Consider the following 2938-nt stretch of genomic DNA (forward strand, 5'->3'; position numbering starts at 1 on the left):
ATCACACATACGCTCAACTCTTTACCTCTGCCCTTAGGTAGCGTTATAAACTCCCTTATTTTCCCAGCCTGCCCCTTCACATCGATATCTCTTAGCACTACTATCATTTCAACACTCTGCTTAAACCTCCTACCTTTCCCAAGGGCTAGCGCCTTCTCTATGGCGTTAACCAGTGATTCACGAGTATACACAGGCATTATTGACCACCCTTACTCCACTCTTCTTCATACCTAGATAAGATTTCATCGTAAACACCTTCATCAACTAGTTTCTGAACCTCCTTCGGATCCTTTCCATCAACAGTTATACCTATGGATCTAGCCGTGCCCAAGACTGTTTTAACAGCTGCCCTCAGCGTTTTAGCTGTTAGTGAATCCCTCTTCAATATGGCAACTTTAACAACCTGCTCAAACGATATATTGCCTATCTTCTGATGAGCCGGGTCACCTGTAGGCTGCTTTGCACCAGCCTCCTTCATTAATAGAGCCGTTGTAGTTGGTATGCCAACCCTTACCTCGAACTCCTTGGTGTCGATGTCTATTGTTATCTCAACCGGAACTGATAACCCCTCGAAATCCTTTGTTGCATCATTAATCGCTTTCACAACCTGGGGTATGTTAACCTTGTACGGGGATAGGGTAGGCCCTAGGGGTGGGCCTGGTGTAGCCTTCCCTCCCTCAACCATTACCCTTATGGTTTTCTTCACCATTCCTACACACCCTTACTTATCTTCTTAACATAATCACCTGGTATTGTAATAGGTATTGTGAAAGCGGCCTCTAAAATATTCACTGTAAGCATGTTTTTATTTCTATCTATGCCCGCTATCCTGGCACGCATACCCCTGAACGGGCCCCTCGTGATCTCTACTTCATCACCCACGTTAAGTTCCTCTATAACTGGTTTAGGCTTCAAAAGCTTCTCGAATTCCTCGTAGGACACCTTAATCGGCCTACCGGCTTTAATATACCTGATATCGGAGATGACCTTGTAGAGTTCGCCTAGCCTCTCAACCTCGATGAACACATAGCCCCTTACATTTGGAGGTATGATGATGCTTCCAATACTGGTTTCCTCTCCCCTCGCCCGCATCTCATCGATCCTCATACCTATAATTAAAGCAGTATCCAGTTCTCTGCCCAGTGTTGTTTTCACCGCGTATATCTTCGCCGCACCTCCACTGGACTCCTGTGATTCACTCATGCCGATCACCCAGTGTAGGGGTAGAGAAACGTGTAAAATATCATTCTTATAGCGAATGAGATGCCGCCTACTATGGCTAGCCCGAGTAAGCTTATCTTTAATATGGTCCAGTACTCATCCCACTCGGGCTTCGTAGCTATTAGTAAAATCCTCTTCCAAGCCTCTACTAGCTCACGTAAATCCAAGTCATTACACCCCTATTTCACTGTAAACCAGTTAAAATCCTCTCAACGTATTCGATTGGGTTAAAAGGTTTTAAATCCTTATAGTCCTGTCCAACCCCTATGAATAACACTGGTTTCTTTAAGATGTAGACTAGGCTTAATGGTACGCCTCCTTCTTCATAGGCGTCGACCTTCGTAACCACTACGCAGTCAACGCCAACAGCCTCATTAAAGAACCTGGCTTGCTCTAATGCATCGTTACCTGTTAAAGCATCTACAACAAGTATTTTTACATCTGGCTTGGCAACTCTTACAATCTTCTTAAGCTCGTTCACCAAGTCAACGTCGACATGCATTCTCCCAGCTGTATCAATTAGGAAGACGTTGAAACCCCTGTTCAATCCATACTGTATTGCATCATAGACCAGGGCAGCCGGATCCGAGCCGTATTTACCAGTGAAAACAGGGATACCCGTTCTCTCTGAGTGTATCTTCAACTGCTCCTGGGCTCCAGCCCTGAAAGTATCTGCCGCAACCATTAGGGGTTTAAGCCCGTTCTCCCTCATGTATACAGCTACTTTAGCTATAGTGGTTGTCTTCCCCACGCCGTTAACCCCAAGAAAGACTAATTTCAATGGCTTCTTACTATTAGCCAAACTGAGTAAGTCAATGCTATTTAACCCGGTGAAGTAGCTCAACAATATCTCCCTTAACGCCTTTACGAGTTCCTCTCTACTCTTAATCGATCCCTCCTCAACACGCATCGTTAACTCCGAGGCTATGTTCTCAGCTACTTCATAGGCCACATCATTGGCTACAAGGTTGAGCTTAAGCTCTTCAATCGACTCCAGTAGCTTCTCCCTTGATGAGAGGAGGGATGATGCTGTCTCAATAAACCTGGAGAATACTTCCCTCAGCTTCTTGAACAACTACCTTATCCTCCACCCTTGCTCTGAGATCCACCGTACCCACGGGATAACAACTGTTGTAGCCTATTTAATTCCTCTAGTACAACACTATACCTCTTCTGTAATTCCCCTAGTACTCTCTCAACATTACTACTTCTCTTTGAAATAATCTCCAACGCTTTAGCCTTATCTGCTTTCAAATAATAGCCCAGCCCTAAGTGTACCAGTATCCCCTTGCTCCACTCCTTGTTTATTACTGCAGGTATCATCGCTGAGGATAACCTATCGAGGATTATATAGCCTTCCCCACCATCCTCAGGCAGGTTCTTAAGAGTCTCTAAGGCGAGTTGCAGCTCTCTCTGCTGTGTTAGATAAGTGTTTATTGTTGAGGCAAGTATATTGGCATACTCTCTTAACTCGTTAAACCTCACTAATATTTCCTCTAATTGAATCCTTCCAGCCTCCTTTACTTCCTTAGCATCGCTCCCAGAGTTCATGGCTTCACAATCCTCTCAGAGTTTGCTACCTGTCTTATGAATGGATCCCTCGAGGCACTTGGATCTATTTCCTCGATTCTCTCTATTCTTATATGATACCTCTTCACCTTATGGTTACTCCCCAGTATAGAATATACTTTCTCTAACACCTCTTTCTCACTTACAC

At 44.6% G+C, this 2938-nt stretch carries 6 protein-coding genes and 1 pseudogene; all 7 read right to left on the reverse strand.

Annotation, left to right across the window (positions count from 1 at the left end):
• Positions 1-197, reverse strand: a pseudogene (locus ACP5N5_RS06505) (50S ribosomal protein L1); the annotation flags it as partial.
• Positions 197-709, reverse strand: a complete 513-nt coding sequence (locus ACP5N5_RS06510; RefSeq protein WP_012608771.1) for a 50S ribosomal protein L11 — start codon at positions 707-709, stop codon at positions 197-199. The gene ACP5N5_RS06510 and the pseudogene ACP5N5_RS06505, both read right to left, overlap by 1 nt.
• Before the next feature lie 2 nt (positions 710-711).
• Complete coding sequence (locus ACP5N5_RS06515) at positions 712-1203, reverse strand: transcription elongation factor Spt5 (protein WP_012608772.1); 492 nt, start codon at positions 1201-1203, stop codon at positions 712-714.
• Between the two features lie 5 nt (positions 1204-1208).
• On the reverse strand, positions 1209-1388 hold the full coding sequence (locus ACP5N5_RS06520) for a protein translocase SEC61 complex subunit gamma (RefSeq protein ID WP_012608773.1): 180 nt from the start codon (positions 1386-1388) through the stop codon (positions 1209-1211).
• A gap of 17 nt (positions 1389-1405) precedes the next feature.
• Positions 1406-2296: a signal recognition particle-docking protein FtsY gene (gene ftsY, locus ACP5N5_RS06525; RefSeq protein ID WP_428134248.1), complete on the reverse strand. Its 891-nt coding sequence runs from the start codon at positions 2294-2296 to the stop codon at positions 1406-1408.
• Between the two features lie 5 nt (positions 2297-2301).
• Complete coding sequence (locus tag ACP5N5_RS06530; RefSeq protein ID WP_012608775.1) at positions 2302-2772, reverse strand: prefoldin domain-containing protein; 471 nt, start codon at positions 2770-2772, stop codon at positions 2302-2304.
• A complete protein-coding gene (gene rpl18a / locus ACP5N5_RS06535) occupies positions 2769-2921 on the reverse strand; it encodes a 50S ribosomal protein L18Ae (RefSeq protein WP_428134252.1) in 153 nt (50 codons plus the stop codon). Before rpl18a ends, ACP5N5_RS06530 begins: the two co-directional genes overlap by 4 nt.
• Positions 2922-2938: the final 17 nt, after the last annotated feature.

It is taken from the genome of Desulfurococcus sp., from assembly GCF_049970475.1.
GTDB classification, from domain to species: Archaea; Thermoproteota; Thermoprotei_A; order Sulfolobales; family Desulfurococcaceae; genus Desulfurococcus; species Desulfurococcus amylolyticus.